This window comes from Streptomyces sp. NPDC127119 (assembly GCF_042677425.1).
Taxonomy (GTDB): Bacteria; Actinomycetota; Actinomycetes; order Streptomycetales; family Streptomycetaceae; genus Streptomyces.
Window position 1 is genome coordinate 51,500 of sequence record NZ_JBHXTO010000013.1, and the last position, 21,066, is coordinate 72,565.

15 protein-coding genes are annotated in these 21,066 nt (G+C 70.9%); 4 read left to right on the forward strand and 11 right to left on the reverse strand.

The window, feature by feature from the left end:
- Positions 1–2: 2 nt before the first annotated feature.
- The 4 genes from ACFVH5_RS09220 to ACFVH5_RS09235 form a co-directional block, all read right to left on the reverse strand.
- Positions 3–1,088, reverse strand: a complete 1,086-nt coding sequence (locus ACFVH5_RS09220; protein ID WP_384797293.1) for an ABC transporter permease — start codon at positions 1,086–1,088, stop codon at positions 3–5.
- Complete coding sequence (locus ACFVH5_RS09225) at positions 1,085–2,002, reverse strand: ABC transporter permease (RefSeq protein WP_385832918.1); 918 nt, start codon at positions 2,000–2,002, stop codon at positions 1,085–1,087. Before ACFVH5_RS09225 ends, ACFVH5_RS09220 begins: the two co-directional genes overlap by 4 nt.
- Positions 1,995–3,662 carry an ABC transporter substrate-binding protein gene (locus ACFVH5_RS09230; protein ID WP_385832919.1) on the reverse strand — a complete coding sequence of 556 codons (1,668 nt, stop codon included), beginning with the start codon at positions 3,660–3,662 and terminating at the stop codon, positions 1,995–1,997. Before ACFVH5_RS09230 ends, ACFVH5_RS09225 begins: the two co-directional genes overlap by 8 nt.
- Positions 3,663–3,890: 228 nt before the next feature.
- Positions 3,891–5,834, reverse strand: a complete 1,944-nt coding sequence (locus ACFVH5_RS09235; protein ID WP_385832920.1) for a primary-amine oxidase — start codon at positions 5,832–5,834, stop codon at positions 3,891–3,893.
- A 134-nt stretch (positions 5,835–5,968) separates the two neighbouring features.
- Between ACFVH5_RS09235 and ACFVH5_RS09240 the strand changes: the two genes are divergently transcribed.
- Entirely contained in the window at positions 5,969–6,733 is a 765-nt protein-coding gene (locus ACFVH5_RS09240; RefSeq protein ID WP_385832922.1) for a GntR family transcriptional regulator, read from the forward strand.
- A 98-nt stretch (positions 6,734–6,831) separates the two neighbouring features.
- Here ACFVH5_RS09240 and solA read toward each other — a convergent pair whose 3' ends face one another.
- The 7 genes from solA to ACFVH5_RS09275 form a co-directional block, all read right to left on the reverse strand.
- The gene (gene solA, locus ACFVH5_RS09245; protein ID WP_385832923.1) at positions 6,832–9,402 is read right to left on the reverse strand and encodes an N-methyl-L-tryptophan oxidase; all 2,571 of its coding nucleotides are present in this window, start codon (positions 9,400–9,402) and stop codon (positions 6,832–6,834) included.
- Entirely contained in the window at positions 9,399–10,868 is a 1,470-nt protein-coding gene (locus tag ACFVH5_RS09250; RefSeq protein WP_385832924.1) for an aldehyde dehydrogenase family protein, read from the reverse strand. Before ACFVH5_RS09250 ends, solA begins: the two co-directional genes overlap by 4 nt.
- A gap of 71 nt (positions 10,869–10,939) precedes the next feature.
- Positions 10,940–12,508 carry a glutamine synthetase family protein gene (locus ACFVH5_RS09255; RefSeq protein ID WP_385832925.1) on the reverse strand — a complete coding sequence of 523 codons (1,569 nt, stop codon included), beginning with the start codon at positions 12,506–12,508 and terminating at the stop codon, positions 10,940–10,942.
- Complete coding sequence (locus tag ACFVH5_RS09260; protein WP_385832926.1) at positions 12,495–13,907, reverse strand: Rieske 2Fe-2S domain-containing protein; 1,413 nt, start codon at positions 13,905–13,907, stop codon at positions 12,495–12,497. The genes ACFVH5_RS09255 and ACFVH5_RS09260 overlap by 14 nt, the downstream gene beginning before the upstream one ends.
- A 185-nt stretch (positions 13,908–14,092) precedes the next feature.
- Complete coding sequence (locus ACFVH5_RS09265) at positions 14,093–14,629, reverse strand: hypothetical protein (protein WP_385832927.1); 537 nt, start codon at positions 14,627–14,629, stop codon at positions 14,093–14,095.
- Positions 14,630–14,889: 260 nt separating this feature from the next.
- Positions 14,890–15,639: an SDR family oxidoreductase gene (locus tag ACFVH5_RS09270; protein WP_385832928.1), complete on the reverse strand. Its 750-nt coding sequence runs from the start codon at positions 15,637–15,639 to the stop codon at positions 14,890–14,892.
- Positions 15,640–15,820: 181 nt separating this feature from the next.
- Positions 15,821–16,759, reverse strand: a complete 939-nt coding sequence (locus ACFVH5_RS09275; protein ID WP_385832929.1) for an AraC family transcriptional regulator N-terminal domain-containing protein — start codon at positions 16,757–16,759, stop codon at positions 15,821–15,823.
- A gap of 192 nt (positions 16,760–16,951) precedes the next feature.
- Between ACFVH5_RS09275 and ACFVH5_RS09280 the strand changes: the two genes are divergently transcribed.
- The 3 genes from ACFVH5_RS09280 (at position 16,952) to ACFVH5_RS09290 (ending at position 20,992) form a co-directional block, all read left to right on the forward strand.
- On the forward strand, positions 16,952–17,269 hold the full coding sequence (locus ACFVH5_RS09280) for a putative quinol monooxygenase (protein ID WP_385832931.1): 318 nt from the start codon (positions 16,952–16,954) through the stop codon (positions 17,267–17,269).
- A gap of 89 nt (positions 17,270–17,358) precedes the next feature.
- On the forward strand, positions 17,359–18,366 hold the full coding sequence (locus tag ACFVH5_RS09285) for an alpha/beta hydrolase fold domain-containing protein (RefSeq protein ID WP_385832932.1): 1,008 nt from the start codon (positions 17,359–17,361) through the stop codon (positions 18,364–18,366).
- A gap of 346 nt (positions 18,367–18,712) precedes the next feature.
- On the forward strand, positions 18,713–20,992 hold the full coding sequence (locus tag ACFVH5_RS09290) for a M4 family metallopeptidase (RefSeq protein ID WP_385832933.1): 2,280 nt from the start codon (positions 18,713–18,715) through the stop codon (positions 20,990–20,992).
- Positions 20,993–21,066 lie beyond the last annotated feature (74 nt).

The following is a 21,066-nucleotide window of genomic DNA, read 5'->3' on the forward strand; positions in this document are numbered from 1 at the left end:
GCTCAGCCTTTCCGTATACGGGGATCGAGGATCATGTAGAGCACGTCCACCGCGTAGTTGACGAGGACGAAGAGCAGGGCGATGGCGAGCGCGGCTCCCTGGACGACGGGGTAGTCGCGCTGGAGCACGCCCTGCACCAGCAGCCGGCCCACCCCGCCGTAGGAGAAGACGGTCTCGGTGATCACGGAGCCGCCGAGCAGGGACCCGAACTGCAGGCCGAGGACCGTGACGATGGGCAGCCAGGAGTTGCGCAGGACATGGCGGCGGATCACCGCGGACTCGGCGAGCCCCTTCATGCGGGCGGTCCGGACGAAATCGTCGCCGAGGACGTCCAGGACGGAGGCGCGCACGATGCGGGTGATGTACCCGGCCATGGACAGGGCCAGGGTGGTGGCGGGCAGGATCAGGTGCTGGATCCAGGGGCCGATCAGTTCGAAGCGGTTCTGCAGGATCGCGTCGAGGACGACGAAGTTGGTCGTGGGCCGGTAGTCCAGCGAACTGGGCAGCCGTCCCAGCACGGGCAGCCAGCGCAGCCACACGCCGAAGACGACGATGGCGATCACGCCGAGCGCGAACCACGGCAGGGAGAAGCTGACGGTCGCCACGGTCCGGGTCGCGGTGTCGATCCAGGTGCCCTTGCGCAGTGCGGCGACCACGCCGGTGACCACGCCCAGGATCACGGCCACGGTCATCGCGGCGAGGGTCAGTTCGATGGTGCCCGGCAGGGCGTCGCCGAGCAGGCTCAGGACGCTGTTGGACCCGAAGAACGACTCACCGAAGCGCAGGTGGACCAGGTTGTCGAGGTAGGTCCCGTACTGGGTGAGGAGCGGCTGGTCGAGGCCGAGTGCCTCGCTGGCCCTGGCCTCGTTCTGCGCGATCTCCGCCGCCGTGAGGTTGGTTCCGCCGCCCGCGAGGGAGGCGGTGGGCGAGCCGGGCAGCAGGCGCATCGCGACGAACACCAGGGTCGCCAGGGCGAACAGGACGACCGGGATGCCCAGGAGCCTGCGGGCCATGGCCCACAGGGTGTCGGCGCGCTCGGACCGGGGCCGGGCGGGGCGCCGCAGGCGTGGCAGCGGGAGGGTGCTCATGCGGAGCCCTTCGGGTCGAGCGCGTCCCGCAGGTCGTCGCCCACGAAGTTGCAGGCCACGACGAACAGCAGGGTCAGGGCCGCCGGCAGCACCACCAGGCGGGGCGCGGAGTACAGGAACTCCTGTCCGGCCTGGACCATGTAGCCCCAGTCGGGGGTGGGCGGCTGGATGCCGAGGCCGAGGTAGGACAGGCCGGCGGCGAAGCCCGCCGCGACCGACAGGGTCATGACGACCTGGGCCACCAGCGGCCCGGCGATGTTGGGCAGGATCTCCTGCGCCAGGATGCGCGGGGTACGGGTGCCTCCCAGGCGGGCGGCGACGATGTAGTCCCGGGCCGTCTCCCTGGCCGCGAGGGCCCTGGCCAGCCGCGCCAGACCCGGCGCGAGGGACACGCCGACGCCGATGACGAGGCTGGTGGTGCCCGGTCCGGCCGCGGCGACCAGCAGGATGACGAGGAGGATCGACGGGAAGGCCAGGGCCAGGTCGACGACGCGCATCAGCACCTGTTCGACGACACCGCCCGCGTAGCCGGCGAGCAGCCCGATGCCGGTGCCGAGCACGGCGGCCAGCGCGGTCGAGGCGAACGCCACGAACAGCAGCGGCCGTGCCCCGTGCACCAGCCGGGCCAGTTCGTCCCGGCCCAGGTCGTCCGTGCCGAGGAGGTGGCCGGACGAGCCGAAGGGCAGCATCGCCGAGGAGGTCTGCCGGACCGGGTCGGCCGGGATCAGCAGCGGCCCGACGAGCGCGACGAGGACGATCGCGACCAGGAACACCCAGGACACCAACGCGGGCCAGGAGGTGCCGATCCCGCGCTGCCGCAGCCTGGCCGGCCGGCCCGGACCGGCGGGGGCCGTCGTGGGGCCGCCGCTCGGGCCCGTGACGGCCCCCGCGTGGGCCCCCGCGTGGTCAGACACTGGCTTTCTCCATGAAACAGCGGTGGTTTCCGAGTGCCGCGGTGTTGATGCCCTTCACCTTGGCTCCGCTGACGACCAGGTTGGTGGAGCAGGCCAGCATGGCGATCACCATGTACTCCTCCGCCCAGCGCCGCTGGATCTTCGAGTAGGCGGCGGTGCGCTTCTTGCCGACGGGGAGGTTCTTGGCCGTCAGGAGGTCCTCGGCCAGGGTGTCGACGCCGTCCAGCGTGTCCAGGCCGGTGATGGTGCTGCCGTAGAGACCGGCGGGGTTGGCCATGGCGCCGACCATGTTGTTGGGGTCGGGGACGTAGGAGTTGCGTTCCCAGATCATCAGGTCGTGGTGGTCGTCCTTGCCGTCGCTGAGCCGGCTGAAGTACGAGGCGGGGTCGACGGAGGTGGTCTTCACCTTGAAGCCGGCGTCCTCCAGGTTCTGCTTGACGATCTGCGCGGCCTTGGGGTGCCAGGAGTCGCTGGCCGCCATCAGTCCCAGTTCGCGGCCGACCGCTCCGGCCTCCTTGAGGAGTTTCTTCGCCTGGGCGAGGTTCTTGGTGCTGAGGTCGGCGAGGCCGGTGTCGTAACCGTTCTGGGCGGGCGGGATCGCGTACCCCTCGGGCTCGCTGGCGACGCCGAAGAACGCCTGCTGGACGATCGCCTTGCGGTCGATGGCCAGGTTGATGGCCTTGCGCACCTTCAGTTCGGGAATCCGCCGGGCGTCGATCATCAGGATCGCGTCGAAGCCCTCCTTGGTGTCGTGGACGGTGACCGACGGGTCGGACTTCAGCTGCGCGACGGCCGAGTAGGGCGTGAACTGGGTCGCGGACACATCCCCGCTGAGCAGGGAGCTGACGATCGCCGAGGGGTCCTGCACCTGCCGCAGCACCAGCCGGTCGATCGGCGGCCGGCCGAGCCGGAAGTCGTCGAACGCCTCAAGGGTGATGGACTGGCCGGAGGTGGCCGAGGCGAACTTGAAGGGGCCGGTGCCGACGAGGTGCTTGCCTATGGCGTCCCCGTACTTGTCGAGGGCGGCCTTGGAGATGACGCGCCCGCCGATGTCGGAGAGCTGGGCGAGGACGGTCCGGTCGGGCGCCTTGAGCACCAGCTTGACCGTGAGGTCGTCCTCCGCGGTCAGCGAGGCCACGTTGTTGCCGAGGGAGGCGAGCGGTCTGGACGCGCCCTTCGGCAGGGTCTTGTTCTCGGGGTCGAACTGCCGGTTCAGGGTGGCCAGCACATCGGCCGAGGACAGCGTCGTACCGTCGTGGAACTTCACGCCGTCCCGGAGGACGAAGGTGTACGTGAGCCGGTCGTCGGAGATCTTCCAGCTCTCGGCCAGGTCCGGTGCGGGCTCGTTGGACTCGAAGGAGATGAAGGTCAGACCGCGGCAGACGCAGTCCACCGCCATCCAGTCCCCCAGCGTCGTGTAGAAGGCGGGGTCGTTGACCGCGCTGGTGGAGTCGATGGCGAGGGTGAGGGTGCCGCCCTTCTTGGATCCACCGCCGGACTCCTCGGACCCGTCGTCGGCCACCCCGCAGGCGGCGAGCAGCGGGGTCAGCCCGAAGCCCGCTCCGACACCGAGGACACTGGCGCCGCGCAGCACGGTCCGGCGGGCGACCTGCGGTTCGGCCGGGCGGAGTGCGGGCGTTCCCTGCGACTGATCCGGCATGAGGGCCTCCTTGGGGCGCCGTTCCTCTGAGAAATCTGAAGACTCTTGAAACTCTTGAGACTCTGAAAAATCTGGGGGAATGGATCTAATCTCGTACCGATTGGATCCAAAATCATCGTGTCCGGCTCGCGAGTCCGAGCCGTGTCCCGTGTGTTACGAGCACATGAAACCGGGATCTTGGGTGTTATCTGCCTACATCTCTTGACAGGCAGGACCCATGACCGGCTGTCAGGTTCCGCAGCAGTGGTCGGCGCCGGCCGACGGGTCGGGGATGTCCATGGCCGGGTTGCGGTCGAAGAAGCCATCGGGTTCGAAGACCAGCCGCACCCGGTCGACGGGCATGACGGGCCACTGCTCGGGCCGGGGGAAGTGATGGCTGCCCACGACCGGCCACAGCACCAGCTCGGCCCCGTCCAGCGAACGGTCCTTGCGCTGCCACACCTGTACGCCGTCCTCGCCGGGCTCCGCCTGGTTCGGATACTGCCCGCCGACGTAACTCTCGGCGGGGTCGGAGACCGTCGCCCACAGATGCTGGTGGACGAAGGGCGCCCGGCGGGCCATCACCGAGTCGGGCCGCGCGAAGGGCCGGGTGGTGTTGGGCAGCAGCAGCCGGTACGCCGTCGGATCCCCGTAGCGGTTCTGCCGGTCGGCGCTCTCCACCCGCCAGTGCCTCGACGTCGCCGGGTCGGTCCGGCGGGCGGCCTGCGACTCCGACAGCAGCGGGGTGCGGACCATACGGACCGCGTTGCCGTACGGGTCGTGGCGCGGGTCGTCCTCCGCCTGGGCGTTCTCCTCCACGAGGCGGTTGAGCGGCCCGTCCACCGCCGCGTCCAGGCGCAGGCCGAAGTAGTGCTGGTGCGTGGGCGTCTGCACGGTGGGCGAGACCACCCGGCCGTGCCGCACCTCCTCGCCCTCCTCGATGCCGGAGGCCGACAGCATGCCGGTCAGCTTGATCTCCAGCTCGATCCGGCCGTCCTGGTAGAGCGACCAGTAGAAGCCGTAGTCGTAGTTGGCCACCGTCGCGAAGCTGGAGATGATCAGCCGCCGGGAGCGGCGCACCTCGCTCACCCCGCGGCGCAGGTCGTTGTGCTTCCAGAGGATGCCGTCGTCCTCCTCGTGCATGCAGATCGCCTGCTCGATCTCCTGCGCGGCGCCGTCACCTCCGAGGTAGGCCGCGTCGAAGTAGTGGATGACACCCAGGCAGTCGCAGCCCAGCGCCAGCGAGTTGGTCAGCGGGCCGGCGCCGTACTCGCCCCAGTCGAAGAAGTTCTTGCGGAACTGCGTGCTGCTCGGGTCGAGGTAGGGCACGTACATCTCGTTGCAGGCGGCCCGCTTGAGGACCGAGCGGCCCAGGAAGCCGAGGTCGTACAGGACCAGGCCCTCGCGGTGGGTGAAGCCGACGCGGAACTCCCAGCCCTGCCAGCTGACCCGATGCCCGTCGACGGTGAAGCTGGGCCCCTCCGGCTGTACGACCTCCAGCGGCTTCAGCCCCGCGCGGTCCGGGCCGAATCCGCCGGCCGCCAGCGGTCCCGGCTCCCCGGAGACCGGCACGACACCGTGGTCCTCGACCTCCAGGACCTCCATGGTCGCCATGTCGATGATCGGGATGACGCCCTGCACGGGGCGCACATAGGCGTTGTCGTCCTCCTGGACGCGGTGCCAGACCGACCCCCAGGTGATCCGGCGGTCCTTGTACTTCTCCGGCACGAAGCCGCCGATGGACTCCGCGTCGATCACCGTCAGCGACACGTCGTGGATGCCCCGCTTGGCCAGTGCCTCGCGGAACTGCGGGTTCGCCCGGCAGGCCTGGGCCGCCGCGCGCGCCTCCGTCGAGGTGATGCCGGGCCGCCGGATGTCCACCGGCCGCCACTCCAGGCAGCGCGGTTCGGCGCCGAGCTGCACGTCGATCTCCCAGGCGCCGGGCAGATCGTGGTCCATGGCCACCAGGCCCACCCGCACCTCGTCCGCGGGCTGTCGGCCGGCCATCACCTCGCGGGCGAAGATCTCGTCCAGCACCGCGCCCCAGAACCTGGTCCGCTCACCGAGCCGACCGTCGGCCCGCGCCACGGCGACGGCAGCGTCGATCTCCGCGGGAGACAGCGGGTCGAGAGGATGGGTGCGCGCACGCCGGGCATGGACACGAGTACTGACACTTCCGGGCGGGTTGTGCATGGTGTGCTCCGCTCATCTGCACGGCCGCAGTCCTTGGATCCTGCAACCTTTAGAATGGATACATAAAGCTGTGAGGGGCGGTCACCGCCGGCCCGCGCCGTTGCCTTCGCCCTTCCCGACCAGACGGAGACCTCATGGACACCGCCCCGCTCCCCGACGCGGACTCGCCGGCCGGAAAGGGCAAGGCGCTCGTCGACGACACCGCGGCCGCGATCCGGGCACGGATCCTGTCCGGCGAGATCCCCATCGGGGCGCAGTTGCGCCAGGTCGAACTCGCGGAGCTGCTCGGGGTGAGCCGTACTCCCGTGCGGGAGGCGCTGCGTCAGCTCCAGGCGGGCGGTCTCATCGAGGTGCTGCCCAACCGTGGTGCCGTGGTCCGTGTCCCCGCGCCCTGGGAGGTCCGCGAGGCCTACGAGATCCGCGCCGAACTCGAAGGACTCGCCTGCGTCCGGGCGGTCCGCGCGGTCACCCCCGAGGTGCTGCGGGAACTGCGGGAGGCCAACGAGACGGTACGCGCCGTGAGTGGCGGTCCGAAGCCGGGTGAGGGCTCCCGGCCCTCCGCGTCGACGCAGGCCTCGCCCGCCCCGAACGCCTCGCCCTCCACTTCCGCGAACGACTGCTTCCACACGCTGATCCACACGGTCGCCGGCAACAGGCGTCTCGCGCGGGCCATCAAGGACATCAACGAGGCGTTCCCGCGTAACGTCTCCGCCCTCGTCCTCCAGGACAACCCCCGCCATCGCGAGGACAACCTCCGCGAACACGAGCGGATCGTGGAGGCGCTGGCCGCCGAGGACGCGGAGCGGGCGCGCAGTGAGATGAAGGCCCATGTGATCAGCGCGGGCGAGCAGTTGGCGCGCTGGTACGAGCAGCGGTCGGCCACGGTCTTCCGCGGCTGAGCGCCCGGCCGCGGCTGATCGCTCCGTCGCTGCTGATCGGTCGGCTGTCACCGATCGACCTGCAGCTGCCGATCGGCCGGCCGCGCGGGTGCCCGTGGTCATGGCGTGGCTCCCGGTGCGGGGCGGTCGGTGATGCCCATCGCGGCCGGGGACAGGAAGTCCAGGTCCGGCCGCTCCTTGCCCTCCGCCAGATCCGCGAGCGCGGCGCCCAGCGCGGGCCCGAACTTGAAGCCGTGCCCGGAGCAGGCCGCCGCCACGAACACCCGTTCCTCGCCCGGCAGTCGGCCGACGGCGAAGCGGTTGTTCGGTGCCATGGTGTAACGGCAGGTGATCGCCTCCTCCACCGGCCCGTCGGCCGCCGGGAGAAACCGTGAGGCCAGGCCGAGGAGCCGGTCCCGCTCCGCCTCGGTGACCGGTCCGGCGGTCGTCGACGGGTCCTCGGGCGGCCCGTGGTCCAGGCCGATCTTGACACCGGCTCCACCGAAGGCCGGGATGCCGTACAGCAGCCCGACATCCGGTACGTCCACGGAGAACGCGCCCAGCAGCGGTGGCTCCAGCAGGTGGCGCCGTGCGGAGCCGAGGTGCAGGTTCACGATCCGCACCACGCTCAGCGGCGTGGCGAAGGCGGGGAGCAGTTCACCGGTCCAGGGGCCCGCGCAGACGACCAGCCGGTCCGCGTGCAGGACACCCTGGTCCGTTTCCACGCGTACGCCCTCGCCGTCCCGGTGCCGGCCGAGGACCGTGCAGCCGTCGCGCCGGTCCACGCCGTGCGCGCGGCCCAGTGCCGCCAGGGCGGTGAGCGAGGCCTGGGCGTCGATGACACCGGCGGCCGGATCGTGCACCGCGGTGAATCCCTCGCACAGCCGCAGCCCGGGGAAGAGTCCGGCCGCGCGGACGTGGTCGACGGTCTCGCAGCCGGGGCCGCGCAGGGTGGCGGGGGCGTCGACCGCCCTGGCGTACAGGCCGCCCGTGGTGGTCACCAGCCGTTGCCCGGCGGCGAGTTCGAGTTCGTCCCAGGCGCGGTAGGCGGTGTCGACCAGGCCGTCCCAGACCTCGGCGGGGTAGGCCCGCCGGATCATCCGCGTCCGCCCGTGCGAGGAGCCCTCGGTGTGACCTGCGGGGAACCGGTCGAGGTGGATCACGCTCGCTCCGCGCGCCGCCAACTGCCAGGCGGCGGACGAGCCGTGGATGCCGGCCCCGACGACGATCACATCGGCCCTGTCACCGACGGGTCCCGACGGCCGGGAGGGGGCGGGCCGGGAGAGGGCCACCGGACCGGACGGGGGCTCGACGGCAGCCGCCGGTGCGGGTACGGGCTCGACGGCGGGCGCCGATGCGTCGGTGGCGCCTGCGGTTGCGGCTGCGGTTGCCGAGCCGTGGCCCTCCGTCCCGGCTCCCCTGCGCCGCCGTTCCCGTGCGGTCAGCGCCGCGACGAGCGCGTCCACGTCGTCCTCGCTGTTGTAGACGTGCAGGGAGGCTCGCGCGACCCGCTCCAGACCGCGTCTGCCCAGATCCCACTGACCGTGCGAGGCCGGCACGGTCGTCAGTCTGAAACCGGTGGCCCGCAGGTCCCGTACGGTCTGGCGGGGGTCCTCGTCCTCGCGCAGGAACGTCACGATGCCCGAGGCAGCCGCCGACGGATCGGTCCGCCGGATGCCCGGCACGCCCGACAGCCCGGCCCGCAACCGCTCGGCCAGCTCCGTCACATGGTCGTGGATCCGGGCGACGCCGAGGCCGAGCGCCTCGTCCAGGGCCGTGCCCAGGCCCAGTCGCAGGGCGTGGGAGGACTCCCAGGTCTCGTACCGCCGCGCCCCCGGCACCACCTCGTACCCGTAGGCCGACGACCACTGGGCACCGCGTACGTCCGGAGCGGCGGGCCGCGCTCTCTCCCGCAGCTCCCGGTCCACGTACAGCAGGCCCGTTCCGCGCGGTCCGCGCAGGAACTTGCGGCCGGTGGCGACGACGATGCCGCAGCGCATCTCCCTTACGTCGACGGGGAGTTGACCGAGCGACTGCGTGGCGTCCAGCAGCAGCGGCACCCCCGCGCGGGCCGCCAGCGCGCCGACGGCGGCCACCGGCTCCACCAGTCCGGACGACGTGGGGACATGCGCGACGGTCACCAGCGCCGCCGGCTCGCGCAGGGCCGTCTCCAGAGCGCCGAGGTCGACCTGCCCGCTCGCGTCGGCGGGCAGTACCTCCAGCACGATGCCGTGCGAGTCCCGCATCTCCAGCAGGTGCAGGGCGGAGCTGACATAGGTGGAGGGCGAGGCCAGGACGCGGTCGCCCGCCTTGAGCCGGAGGGCTCCGAGCGCCCGCTGCCAGGCGGTGGAGGCGCTGTCCATCAGGGCGATGTCCTGGGGCGCCGCGCCGATCAGCCGGGCCGCCGAGTCGTACACCGCCTCCGTGCGGTCGGCCAGCGCCTCGGCCGCCTCGTAGCCGCCGAGCAGCGACTCCAGGCGCAGATGGTCGGTGACGGCGGCCAGTGTCGCGGCGCTGGGAAGCGCCGACCCGGCCGCGTTCATGTGGTGGGCGTGGCGCATGCCGGGGGTGGCGGCGCGCAGTGCCGCGACGTCGAACGCCGGTGCGCCGGGCGCCGGAGGCGGGACGGTGGCCGCGGTCGTGCCCGTACCGGGAGTCGTGTCGGTGCCGGGAGTCGTGTCGGTGCTCATAGTGCGACGACCACCGCCTTGCGCTCGCAGTACGAGTAGAGGGCGTCGTCGCCCAGGTCCCGGCCCAGGCCCGAGTCGCCGACTCCCCCGAAGGGCAGCGCCGGGTCGAAGATGTTGTAGGTGTTGATCCAGACCGTTCCGGCGCGCAGGCGCGCTGCCATGCGGTGGGCGCGGGAGAGGTCCCTGGTCCACACACCGGCGGCGAGTCCGTAGGAGGTGTCGTTGCCGATGGCGACGGCTTCGTCGTCGTCCTCGAAGGGGATCACTCCCACCACGGGGCCGAAGATCTCCTCGCGGGCGATCCGCATGCTGTTGGTGACGTTCGTGAACAGCGCCGGCTCGACGAAGTAGCCCGGCCTGTCCGGTACTTGACCACCCGTCACCAGTTTCGCGCCCTCGGCGACACCGGCCTCGACGTAGGACAGGACCTGGGTCCGCTGCTCCTCCGAGACCAGCGGGCCGACGGTGATCCCGCCGTCCAGGCCGTTGCCGACGGGGACCTTGCGCACCGCGTCGGCCAGTCGCTCCTCCATCTCCGCCAGGACGGAACGCTGGACCAGCAGCCTGCTGCCGGCCGTGCACATCTGTCCGGAGTGGCCGAAGGCGGCCCGCATCGCGGTGACGACGGCGGCGTCCAGGTCGGCGTCGGCGAAGACGATGTTGGGGCTCTTCCCGCCGAGTTCGAGGGTGAGGCGCTTGACGGTGGGGGCGGCGGCGCCCATCACGATCCTGCCGACCTCGGTGGAGCCGGTGAAGGACACCTTGGCGACCCCCGGGTGCGCGGTGAGCGCGGCACCCACCTCGCCGTCGCCGGTGAGGACGTTGAGCACGCCTGCCGGCAGCCCCGCCTCCTCGCACAGGGCGGCGACGCGGAGCATGGTCAGCGGGGTCTGCTCGGCGGGCTTGACCACGACGGTGCAGCCCGCGGCGAGTGCGGGGGCCAGCTTGAAGCAGCCGGTCATGATGGGGAAGTTCCACGGCAGGATCAGCGCGGCCACCCCGACGGGTTCGGGCACCGTGTAGACGTGGTGTCCCCGGTCGAGGGGCACGACCGTGCCGGCCAGCCGGGCGGGGGCACCCGCGAAGTGCCGGAACGTCCTGGCGCTCATCGCGGTGTCGGCGCGCGAGCGTTCGATCGGTTTGCCGTTGTCGAGGGTCTCCAGTACCGCGAGTTCCTCGGCGTGCTCCTCGATCAGCTCGGCGATCCGGTGCAGTACGCGGCTGCGCCCGGCGACCGGCAGACCGCGCCAGCGGCCGTCCTCGTGCGCCCGGGAGGCCGCGGCCACGGCGTCGTCGACGTCCTGCGGGGTGGCCTGGGCGACCCGGCTCAGTTCGGTCTCCGAGGCGGGGTCGACGACGGGGAACGTCCGGCGCTCGCCGGGAGCGATCCACCGTCCGTCGACGAGGAAGGGTTCCAGCGGCACGGGTCGGGCGTTGAACGCGGGTCGGGCCTTGATCGTGGTCATGGCGTCTTCCGTGAGGTGTGAGCCGACCGCGGGGGCCGGGGTTCGGTACGGAGGGGAGGCCGGCATGCGGCTCAGACGAGGTCGAAGTATTCGCGCTGCTCCCAGTCCGAGACATGCGCCAGGTAGCGCGCGAACTCCGCGCGTTTGATCGTGGTGAGCCAGGAGACGACGTCCTCGCCGAGCGCCTCGGCGAACACCGGGTCCGCGTCGAGCGCGTCCAGCGCCTGGGCGAGCGAACCGGGCAGACCGCGGGCCGCGGGGTCGTACGGATCGGTGGTCGGCGGGCCCGGGTCGAGCCGCCGGGCCATCCCGTCCATCCCGCTGATCACCTGCGACGCGATGTAGAGATACGGGTTCGCCGCCGGCTCGCCGGATCTGTTCTCCAGCCGGGCGCCTCCCCCGCCCTGGGCGTCGACGACCCGCACCATGGCGCCCTTGTTGTCGATGCCCCACACCACCCGGTCGGGGGCCAGGGACATCGGCAGGTACCGCTTGTAGCCGTTGACGGTCGGTGTGGTGAACACGGTGGCGGCGGGCGCGTGTTCCAGCAGTCCGGCGAGGTAGTGGCGGCCCACCGAGGACAGCGCCTCTCCCTGCACCGCCCCCGCCGACTCCCCCGGCTGCGGGCCTGGCGCCGGGTCGAAGGCGGCCTCGCCGGTCGACCGGGACCGCAGCGACTGGTGCAGATGCCAGCCGCTCGACGCGGTCTCCGCCACGGCGGGCCGCGCCATGAACGTCGCGTGGTAGCCGTGCCTGCGGCAGATCTGCCGCACCGCCGCACGGGCCAGCAGCGCGTCGTCCGCCGCCCGCGCCGCGCCCCGCGCGTCGAGAGTCAGCTCCAGCTGGCTGGGCCCGAACTCCAACTCCAGGGAACGCAACGGCAGATCGAGTCCGGTGAGCCCTCGGTACAGCAGGTCCACCAGCTCGTCGAGCCGGTCCAGCCCTTCCTCGTGCAGCAGTTGCGAGCCGCCGCTCAGCGGCTCGACCTCCGGTGCGGGTCCTGGTGCGCCAGGGCGCCCCACACCCACCGACGCGGTCCCGCCCCCCGAAGGACGGGACGCGGGCCGGTACACATGGAACTCCAGCTCCACACCGACCGTGAGGTCGTACCCCGTGTCCGCCAGCGCGGCCAGCCTGTCGCGCAGCAGTCCGCGCGAGCAGAACGCCGCCGGGGTGCCGTCGGGGTGGTAGAGGTCGCACAGGATCCACCCGGTCCGCTCGGCCCACGGCAGCACCCGGAACGTCGTCATGTCCGGCACCAGCACGATGTCACCGGCCCCGCTGAAGCGCCCGTCGGCCAAGCCGTCGCCGCCCGAGAAGACCGGAAAGACCGTCCGGCCGGAGCTGTCCTTCAGCAGCAGGGACGACGGCGCGGTGACGCCCGATCGCAGGGCGCCGGGCACCGCCTCCCGGGTCAGCGTCTTGCCCCGCAGCACGCCGTGCTGGTCGGCGAAGGAGAACCGCACCTTGTCCAGGCCGAGTTCGTCGATCACCCGGCGTACGTGTCCGGCGGCCACGTACTGCCGCTCGTCCCACAGGCCGTGCCGCTCGACGAACCCGCCCGTTCCGGCGGAGGTCAGCGGGCGGGCACCGGGTCCGTCGCCGCCCTGCGCCCTCGGCCGCTCGTCAGCGCTGCGCACGGGGCACCTCCCGCCCCGCCCACGGGGATCGCGCGCGCCGCTCCGACTCCCGTAGCCGCCACGCCTCTTCCCAGCCGTCCGCGGGGGTGATGGTGTCGATGGCCAGGGGCCCGGTCAGCTCCTCGGCCTCCCGCGCGTCGAGCGGCAGACCTGGCACCGGATTGCCGCTCTCGAACGAGGTGATCGCCTTGAGCAGCAGACGGCGGTTGGCGGTCACGGCACGGTCGGACACCCCGAGCCGCTCGACGGTCCGGTCCTGCACCGGCCCCATGCTCTCCACGGCCCACTGGTCATGGACGTTGATGTCCAGTCCCATGCCGGTGTACGTGAGTTCCCGCTGCTCCCTGGGATCGAAGCCCCAGTCGTTCGTACGGTTGCGCAGCGGCCGGTAGTCGGGGAGCGAGACCTCGGCCAGGCGCTGGGCCAGTAGTGTTTCCTGGTCGGTGACCTCCTCGAAGTCGTAGAGGATCATGAACCAGTAGTGGTTCTCGTCGTCGATCGGGACGTGCCACTGGCAGAAGGCCTTGCCGTTGCCGAAGGGCACCACGAAGGCGTTGGGGAACACCAGGTTGGTGATCCGTACATGCCGGACGTCCTCGGTGAGGTCGCGCAGCGCGAAGACCCGCAGGCCGTGTTCGGCGCTCTCCACCTCGATGTCCGGGCGGAAGCTGGCCCCCACAAGTTCCGAGAGCTTCTTCCCGGTGCCCTCCACCTCTTCGCTGAACTGCTGCCCGTACACCTCGCGCGGGTCCTCGCCCACGAAGCGGTGCAGGAAGGAGACATGGCTCGGGTCGATCCCGCCTTCCACCCCCTGCAGCCAGTTGCACTCCCACCATCCCTTGAAGGCGAAGGTGTACTCCTCGGGAGCGCGGAAACAGTCGTACGCCGGGAAGGGTGGCGGGTCGCCGGTGCCGAGGTAGGCGAAGACGATGCCGTTGCGCTCCACGCAGGGGTAGCTGGGGATGCGCACCTTGGCGGCGAAGTTGCTGTGCTCCGGTTCCGCGGGCTGTTCGAGACAGCGGCCGTCCGGCCCGTACAGCCAGCCGTGGTAGAGACACCGCAGCCCGCCGCTCTCCCGGCGTCCGAAGGAGAGGTCGACGCCCCGGTGGGCGCAGAACCGTCCGACGAGCCCCCACCCTCCGGTCCCGGCCGCCTCCTCCCCCGCACCTTGCGCGTGGTCACCTGGCGCGTGGCCACCTTGAGCGTCGTCACCTTGAGCGTCGTCGTCCCGGCGGAAGAGGACCAGGTCCTCGCTCATGATGCGGATCGCCTTGACCGGTCGCTCGTCGGACATCTCCGAGACGAGGGCGACCGGCTGCCAGTAGGCGCGCATGAGCTGCCCGAGGGGCGTGCCCGGACCAGTGCGCGTCACGCGCTCGTTGTCCTCGCGTCTCAGCATCGCTCACCTCGTGCATCCGATTGCTTATTGATTGGATCCAATGCTTACACATCGAGATCCAAAGCGACAGGGTCAAATTTTCGGGAGCCACATCACGGTCTTCCTCGACCGGACTCCCGGGACCTCAACTCCGCTACAAGGAGGCCTACTTGAGTGGTCTGGTCACCGTCGCCCGGGTTCCCGCGTCAGGGGAGCCCGAGCATGACGGCCATCGCGGTGACCATGAGCGCACCGCCCGCCTCGCCCAGCAGACGCGCACGTCTGCCCGGCGGGAGCGCGGTGATCCGGGGCGGCCAGGCCTGCCGGACGAGCACCACGCCCGCCCGCGCCACGCTCCAGCACGCGACGGACAACAGCACCGGCCCCGGCGCGAGTTCGGCCGGCGTGAAGTCGGCCGACACGAGGCCGGCGACACCTGCCCCGCCGTGGTGGCTTTGTCCTACAACCGCGGTGACCGCCGTCAGCAGCGCCATCGCGGCCAGATTCACCGCCTCGGCGGCTCTGCGGAACACACATCCCGCCCGCAGCTCCCACAGAGTGGCACCGCCGAGCGCGACGGCACCCGCCACCCACAGCCCCCGGTCACCGGCTCCGGGAGTCATCGCCGCCATACAGGCCAGCGCGACCGCGTGCGGCAGCCATTGCGGCACGGGTGACGGCAGGTGTCCGGCGAGGCACAGCACCCCGCCCACCAGCCCTGTCACCCACAGCACCTCATGCATGGGGCGCGCACCGGGCGGACCGGTCCACCCCCGTGCCGGTCTCGGCGGACACCGGCCGACGGAGAGGGGTACGCGCCCCGGGCCGGGCGGCACTCCGGTAGGGAGGTTCGCTGCCACACCGGAGAAGGAACGAAGGGGATGACGTGCTCACGGTCCTCCTGATGTCACTCGCGTGGGACGACCCCCTCGCAGATACGGACAAACCTGAGCGATACATGTTTCGTACCCGACCGGCCCCTGTTTCTCAGCGGTAACAGCTGTCACTTCGCCTGGGCGAGCTGGACCGCGTCCGGCCCCGCCGGGAAACGCAGTTGCCCGGTCGTGTCGTGCACGGCCCGCCACACCGTCTCGGCGACGTCGCTCTCCTTGGTGAACAGGGCCTGGCCCGTGAAGTCGCCCATGACCTTCTCCGCCCACGGCGCGTAGGGCGCGGGGATCAGTTCGTCCAGTGCCCCGCCGCCCGTCGCCCTGGCCGCGAAGTTCGTCGTCAGACAGGCGCCCGGCTCGACCGTCTTCGCCTGCACGCCGAAGGGCGCGAGTTCCAGCGCGAGGGACGCGGTGAATCCCTCGACGGCCATCTTGCTCGCCTTGTAGACGGCCGAGAGGGGCATGTGTCCCAGCACCACGCTGGAGGTCACGTTGACCACCACGCCGGAGCCGCGCTCACGGAACTGGGGCAGTACCGCCTGCGTCACGGCCATCACGCCGAACGTGTTGGTCTCGAAGACCTCCCGCACCCGGGCCATGGGCGTCCCCTCGAACACGCCGATCAGCGGGACACCCGCGTTGTTGACCAGGACGTCGACGGGTCCCGCCGCTTCCAGCGCGGCGGTGACCGTCTCGGGCTTGGTCACGTCGAGTTCGACGACCCGGAGGCGATCCGACCGGGGCAGGAGGTCCGCCCTCGGAGTACGCATCGTGGCGATGACGGTCCACCCCTGCGAGTGGAAGTACAGGGCGGTCTCCCGCCCGTATCCGGAAGAGACACCGGTGATCAGAACTGTCTTCATGCTGTGCTCCCTGCGGGATGATGGGATCCGCGCGAGAGAGGCATGTTCCTACTCCCGGCGGAAGAACCGACATTCCCAGTGAAGCGCTGTGAGCTGTGAAGATGTTAGAAGCATCCTCGCTCCCTCTTGCACGATCCTCCCAGCCGCCTCAGGCCGGGGGGTCACCCCAGGCCATGCTCGCTCAGGGAAGGACACCCGCCGGAGCACCTGTCGGGGCACCCGCCGGAGCGCCCGGAGTGCGTACGGCGTCGCGCAGCCGGGCCGCGTCCTGGCTCGGGGGCGCGCCGAACTGGCGGCGGTACTCGCGGCTGAACTGTGACGGGTTGTCGTAGCCGACGCGCCGGCCGACTCCGGTGACCTCGCCCGGGTGGGTGGCGAGCAGCAGCCGGGCCTCCTGCAGCCGGATCTGCTTCTGGAACTGGATGGGGCTCATCGCCGTCACCGCTTGGAAGTTGCGGTAGAAGGCGGAGACGCTCATGCCGGACATGCGCGCCACGTCCTCGACCAGGAAGGGTTCCGCGTAGTGCTCGCGGATCCAGCCGACGGCCCGGGAGACATGGCTCAACCGGCTGTCCGCGAGGCCGAGTTGGCGGACCGTGGCGCCCTGCTCGCCGGTGATCACGCGCCACAGGATCTCGCGTTTGACGAGCGGGGCCAGTACGGCGCGGTCGCGGGGCTCGTCGAGCAGGCGCACCATCCGGACCACCGCGTCGAGCAGCGCGGGCGAGGCGTCGCTGACGGCCATCGCCGACGGCGCCCCGCCTTCCGGGCGGGGGTTGTCACCGGGGCCGGCCCGCAGGAGCAGTTCGGCGACGGCGGACGGTTCGAGGGTGAGTCCGAAACCGAGGGCCGGCTGCTCGGGTTCGACCTGGAGGAACTGCCCGGTGACGGGCAGGTCGACGGACGCGACGAGATACTGCCCGGCGCCGTACTCGTAGACCCGGTCGCCCAGCGCGAGGCGTTTGGCGCCCTGGGCGATGACGGCGAGCACCGTGCCCGACATGGAGGGCGCCGGCGGATCCGGCCGGTCGACCTTCGAGATCAGGACGCCGTCGACGGCGGTGGTCCAGTCGGGCCGCGCGTGCCGGGCCAGCAGGGTTCGAAGCTCTTCGAAACACATGGGTCCATTGCAGCACCATTCGGCTTTCCCGCTCCGGCCACCGCGAGGATTGTGCAAGCAGCGACGAGCATCGGTCTAACGTTTCCGCAGGTCAGCTCGGTTCAATGGAATCACCGCACCACATCGCGCTCCATCAGCCAAGAAGATCGAGAAGATCAAAAAAGGCTGAGAAAACCGAGAGGAAGCCGTCCGATGATCGCCGCTTATGGGTTCAACGCCGTGCTGACCGCCAGGCCCGGGATGGGGGACCGGCTGGTCGACCTGCTGCTGACCGGCCTGGACGAGGGCAGTCCCGGCGCGAGCGAACACTGCCTCGTCTACCTCGTCTCCCGTTCCGCGTCCGACCCCGATGTCGTCCAGGTCACCGAGGGATGGAGCAGCGAGGAGGACCATCACCGGATCTTCGCCGGTGAGGCCGCGCAGGCCATCGTGGCGGAGATCGACGGGCTGCTGGCCCAGGAGTCCGCGTACACCGACTACGTCCCGGTCCGCGGGAAGGCCACCTTCTGACGCGACCACGCCACGCCACGCCCCACACCGTCCCACCCTGCCCCGCCTGTCACCACCCACCGGCCCACCCCTCACGAGAGGCAACGACCATGACCACCACCCCCCGACCCGACCTGGACCCCGAACTGCGTGCCCTGCTGGGCGACATGCCGCTGATCCCGCGGCTCACCCCGGAGGTTCTCGCCCAGCTGCGCCAACTCCCGCCCACACCGGTCGACTTGCTGCTCTCCCCTCGGGAGGCCGACCGGCGCGAGGTCACCACGCCCGCCAAGGACGGCGCCCCGATCCCCCTGTCGGTCTTCAGCCCCGCGAACGCCGATCGCGGCACGGCCTCCCCCTGCGTCTACTGGATGCACGGCGGCGGAATGGTCATGGGTGACCGCTTCTCGCAGCTCGACATCCCGCTGGAGTGGCTGGACGCGTTCGGGGCGGTCGTGGTCTCCGTGGACTACCGGCTCGCGCCGGAGGCCACCGGTACGACCCTGGTCGAGGACTGCTACCAGGGCCTGCTCTGGATCACCGAGCACGCCGGGGAACTCGGAATCGATCCCGGCCGGATCATCGTCGCCGGCGCCAGCGCGGGCGGCGGCCTCGCGGCCGGGGTCGCGCTGCTCGCCCGTGACCTCGGCGGCCCGGCGATCGCCGGGCAGATACTGATCTGCCCCATGCTCGACCATCGCAACACCAGCGTCTCCAGCCGCCAGTACGCGGACGGTCCCGGCGTCTGGACCCGCGAGATGAACGAGTTCGGCTGGCATGCCGTCCTCGGCCGCCTCGACGGCGCCGGGGACCTCGGGGACCTCCCGGACCCCGGCGGCGAGGATGTGTCCCCGTACGTCTCCCCCGCCCTGGCCGGCAATCTCTCGGGCCTGCCGACCACCTACATCGACACCGGCTCGGCGGAGGTCTTCCGCGACGAGGACACCGACTACGCCACCCGCATCTGGGCGGCCGGCGGCCAGGCCGAACTCCACGTCTGGGCGGGCGGATTCCACGGATTCGACGCCCTCTTCCCACAGGCGCCCATCTCGGTCACGGCCCGCCGGACCCGTACGGACTGGCTTGCCCGGCACCTCGGCCGGAGTCGTGCGGCATAGTCGTCGACGGTCCCGGGTGAGCACGGCCGAAAACATGTGCCACGGGTGAGGAACTCCCAGCAAGCAATGGTCAATTCAAGCCGTTGTCTTGTCACATCCATGACAACCTGTGCATCGGATGTCACTCTGCTGTCGAACGTTCACCCTTCGTTCACAGCGTCACACCCCCCACCCACACATCCCCCGTACCCCCACGTCTCACGCGCCGCCGAGTTCTCCGGCGCCTTCGTGTGCACCTCGTGCTGCGCTTCTTCCCGCTCCACCCCCCTTTCGGGCCGGCCGTACCCCGTCGGCCCGCTCACCGTCGGCGTCCACCAGACGTCGGCCGTCGCAGGAGGAGAAGACATTGTCCGGGCCCCATCGCTTTGCCCACCGGCGCAGACGCGCCGCAGCTCTCGCCCTCACCACCGCGAGCTCGCTGCTCGTCCTCGGCGTCCAGGGCGCACCCGTGTCCGCCGCGCCCGCCGACCCCGGCTCCGGCCCCTCGAAGATCATCGCCACACCGCGCGCCGGGGCAGCCCAGCCCGCCCTGTCGCCCGCCGCGCGTACCGCGCTGCTCAAGAGCGCGACCGCGAAGTCCGGTGACACGGCGAAGCAACTCGGCCTCGGCTCCCACGAGAAGCTCGTCGTCAAGGATGTCGTCAAGGACGCCGACGGTACGACCCACACCCGGTACGAGCGCACGTACGCCGGGCTTCCGGTCCTCGGCGGCGACCTGGTGCTGCACGTGAAGAAGGGCCGCACCACCACGTCCAAGGCGACCCGCGCCACCATCACGGTGCCGACGACCACGCCGAAGATCTCCGCGACCGGCGCAGCCGACAAGGCGCTGGCCGTCGGCAAGGCCGCCGATGTGGAGAAGTCCGCGATCGAGGGCAAGCCCCGGCTCGTGGTGTGGGCCGCCGGGTCCGCCAAGCCGGTCCTGGCCTGGGAGTCCGTCGTCGAAGGGGTACAGGACGACGGCACGCCCAGCGAACTGCACGTCGTCACCGACGCGCGCACCGGGAAGGTCGCCGCCGAGTACGAGGGCGTGCACACCGGAGCGGGCCACGGCCAGTACAACGGCGACGTGTCCGTCGGCAGCACGCTCTCCGGTTCCTCGTACCAGCTCGTCGACGGCGACCGCGCCGGGCAGCGTACGTACGACCTGAACCAGGGGACGTCCGGTACGGGCACCCTCTTCACGGATGACAACGATGTCTGGGGCGACGGCACTCCGGGCAACCGGCAGACCGCCGGCGTGGACGTCGCCTTCGGCGCGGCGGCGACCTGGGACTACTACAAGGACGTCCACGGCCGCAACGGCATCCGCAACGACGGTGTGGCCGCCTACAGCCGCGCCCACTACGGCAACAACTACGTCAACGCCTTCTGGCAGGACTCCTGCTTCTGCATGACGTACGGGGACGGCGCGGGCAACGCGGCGCCGCTGACGTCGCTCGACGTGGCGGCCCACGAGATGAGCCACGGCGTCACCGCCGCGACCGCGGGCCTGGTGTACTCGGGTGAGTCGGGCGGCCTCAACGAGGCGACCTCGGACATCTTCGCCGCGGCCGTCGAGTTCAACGCCAATCTTGAGGCGGACGTCCCCGACTACCTGGTCGGCGAGAAGATCGACATCAACGGCAACGGCACGCCGCTGCGGTACATGGACAAGCCCTCCAAGGACAGCCGCTCCCGCGACTACTGGGACGCCTCGCTGGGCAGCATCGACGTCCACTACTCCTCCGGTCCCGCGAACCACTTCTTCTACCTGCTCTCCGAGGGCAGCGGGGCGAAGACGGTCAACGGGGTCGCCTACGACAGCCCGACCGTCGACGGCGTGCCGGTGGCGGGCATCGGCATCGAGAACGCGGCCGACATCTGGTACCGCGCGCTGTCGACGTACATGACCTCGACGACCAACTACGCGGCTGCCAGGACCGCGACGCTGCAGGCCGCGACCGATCTCTTCGGGGCCTACAGCGACACCTACCTCGCCGTCGCCGCCGCCTGGGCGGGCATCAACGTCGGTGACCGCATCGCGCTCGGGACCAACCTCTCCCCGATCGCCGACCAGCTCTCCGGCGTCGGCCAGGACGTGTCCCTGCAGATCGAGGCCTACACCACCAACTCGGACTCGGGCCTGACCTACGAGGTCACCGGCCTGCCCGACGGTCTGACCGCGAGCGACAGCGGGCTGATCTCCGGTGTCCCGACAGCCACCGGCACCAGCGAGGTGACCGTGACGGTCACCGACGGCACGGGTTCGACCGCGTCGGACACCTTCGAGTGGCGCGTGGCGAACATCTACGGCAGCTCCACCCGTGTCGACATCCCCGACAACGGTGCCGCGGTCGAGTCGCCCATCACCATCACGGGCCGCCCGGGCAACGCCTCGGCGACCACCGAGGTGTACGTCAACATCGTCCACACCTACCGCGGCGACCTGACGGTCGATCTGGTGGGCCCCGACGGGACCGTGTACTCGCTGCTGAACCGCAGTGGGGGTTCGGCGGACAACGTGGACCAGACCTTCACGGTGAACGCCTCGGCGCAGCCGGTCGACGGCACGTGGAAGCTGCGGGTGCGTGACGTGGCGGCGATCGACGTGGGCTACATCCAGCAGTGGCGCATCACTCCGTGACGCTCCCTGACAGCCAGGACGCCTTCTGACGCCCTGTCGACATGACAGCCCGCCCGCTCGGACCGTGCCATGGT

Excerpts from the sequence above, each read along its gene's own strand:
- solA (WP_385832923.1), bottom strand. The coding sequence starts at position 9,402 with ATGAGCACCGACACGACTCCCGGCACCGACACGACTCCCGGTACGGGC.
- ACFVH5_RS09235 (WP_385832920.1), bottom strand. The coding sequence starts at position 5,834 with ATGCACAACCCGCCCGGAAGTGTCAGTACTCGTGTCCATGCCCGGCGT.
- ACFVH5_RS09220 (WP_384797293.1), bottom strand. The coding sequence starts at position 1,088 with ATGAGCACCCTCCCGCTGCCACGCCTGCGGCGCCCCGCCCGGCCCCGG.
- ACFVH5_RS09240 (WP_385832922.1), top strand. The coding sequence starts at position 5,969 with ATGGACACCGCCCCGCTCCCCGACGCGGACTCGCCGGCCGGAAAGGGC.
- ACFVH5_RS09250 (WP_385832924.1), bottom strand. The coding sequence starts at position 10,868 with ATGACCACGATCAAGGCCCGACCCGCGTTCAACGCCCGACCCGTGCCG.
- ACFVH5_RS09280 (WP_385832931.1), top strand. The coding sequence starts at position 16,952 with ATGATCGCCGCTTATGGGTTCAACGCCGTGCTGACCGCCAGGCCCGGG.
- ACFVH5_RS09260 (WP_385832926.1), bottom strand. The coding sequence starts at position 13,907 with ATGCTGAGACGCGAGGACAACGAGCGCGTGACGCGCACTGGTCCGGGC.
- ACFVH5_RS09270 (WP_385832928.1), bottom strand. The coding sequence starts at position 15,639 with ATGAAGACAGTTCTGATCACCGGTGTCTCTTCCGGATACGGGCGGGAG.
- ACFVH5_RS09275 (WP_385832929.1), bottom strand. The coding sequence starts at position 16,759 with ATGTGTTTCGAAGAGCTTCGAACCCTGCTGGCCCGGCACGCGCGGCCC.
- ACFVH5_RS09230 (WP_385832919.1), bottom strand. The coding sequence starts at position 3,662 with ATGCCGGATCAGTCGCAGGGAACGCCCGCACTCCGCCCGGCCGAACCG.
- ACFVH5_RS09265 (WP_385832927.1), bottom strand. The coding sequence starts at position 14,629 with ATGCATGAGGTGCTGTGGGTGACAGGGCTGGTGGGCGGGGTGCTGTGC.
- ACFVH5_RS09285 (WP_385832932.1), top strand. The coding sequence starts at position 17,359 with ATGACCACCACCCCCCGACCCGACCTGGACCCCGAACTGCGTGCCCTG.